Annotated in this window: 2 protein-coding genes; both read left to right on the top strand. The window is 42.3% G+C overall.

What is annotated here, in order from left to right:
• Window positions 1-251, top strand: a 251-nt coding sequence (locus ACS8FD_RS14455; RefSeq protein ID WP_439276368.1) for a helix-turn-helix domain-containing protein, incomplete at its 5' end; no start/stop codon positions are given.
• Between the two features lie 316 nt (window positions 252-567).
• The coding region (gene dnaN, locus ACS8FD_RS14450) for a DNA polymerase III subunit beta (protein WP_439276367.1) at window positions 568-1,444 on the top strand (877 nt) is incomplete at its 3' end.

The raw sequence follows: 1,444 nt of genomic DNA, 5'->3' as shown, positions 1-1,444 counted from the left end.
ATTATGACGTTACAGTGAAAGATATCATGGGACGTAAACGTACGCGTAGTATTGCAAGACCGCGTCAAATCGCTATGGCGCTAGCACGTGAGCTCACGGGTGATAGCTTTCCCGAGATTGGGCAGTCATTTGGTGGACGCGACCATACAACGGTCATGCATGCTTGTGATAAGGTCAACCAATTGCGCGCAGCTGACCCTGCTTTTGATAAGGACTATAAAACACTTGCATTAATGTTACAGGCGGCATAGATCGTTTAGTATCACTATGTTTTAGTAGGGGGATATGGTTTATAATATTGAGCGGATAAGCGCACAGATGGTTGATGGTTTATAGCCAGTAGACAAGGTATTATTAAACCATCGTTTGAATTTTATAAAAATAGAGTCATTTAAATATAGTGAGTTCAGTATAAAACCGATACAGTGAGACTGGGATAAATTTTACGCAGCCTTTGTCTGCGCAGGCACAGTACACCAGAAAAATTTATACCAGTTCCGCGTTGGCATATAACGTATCTGTTTTATGTAGAATCGACTATAGTAACTTAAATAAGAGTAACTAAGCATGCAATTATCGATTAATCGAGAGTCGTTACTAAAAGCTATTAATTTAATCGCCAAGGCTGCTGACAAGCGTCATAACATGGTGATCTTAGGTAATATAAAGCTGCAGTTGTCTGAGTCTGAGCTTGTTTTGACCGCATCTGATCTAGAAGTAGAGCTGACATCGACATTGAGATTGCCTACAGGTGCTTGTGTTGAAGCAGGGACAACGACATTACCGGCAACCAAATTAAAAGAGATTTGTAAGTCTTTGCCCACTCAGGCACAGGTAAACCTTACTACCCAAGAAAACGAGCGCTGCTTACTAACTAGTGGCAAGAGCCGTTTTACTTTAGGAACCTTGCCTAGTGAAGATTACCCAAGCTTAGGCAACCCAGAGAACATCACGCCATTGACGATCAGTCGCAGTCGCCTAACTGATTTGATCCATAAGACTCAGTTTGCAATGGCAATCCAAGACGTACGCTATTATCTAACTGGCATGCTATTTGATGTTTCACAGCAGCAGCTGACGACGGTTGCGACCGATGGGCATAGATTGGCTTTAGCACGTAGTGTGATTGATGTTAGTAGTGATTTGAATATGCAAGCTATATTGCCACGTAAAGCTGTCATTGAGCTTGAACGTTTGGCTTCTGAGCTTGGTAAAATGTTGGGCGATAAAGACAATCCAGTAACTTTGAGTTTTGGTCGTGAGTTTTTGCAAGTCAGTTTACCTTTTGGTGAGGTAGATAGTGCAGGGCAGGTCAGTCAAGATCTAATGGTGACTTTTACCGCGCGTTTGATCGATGGTAAGTTTCCTGACTATCGCCGTGTTATGCCAAGTAACACTGACAAGCTGGCTTTGTTTAATCAAGAAAAGATGACTGAAGTGCTGC

The organism is Psychrobacter sp. 1U2 (assembly GCF_051847575.1).
This window is presented reverse-complemented; position numbering and strand designations above follow the sequence as displayed.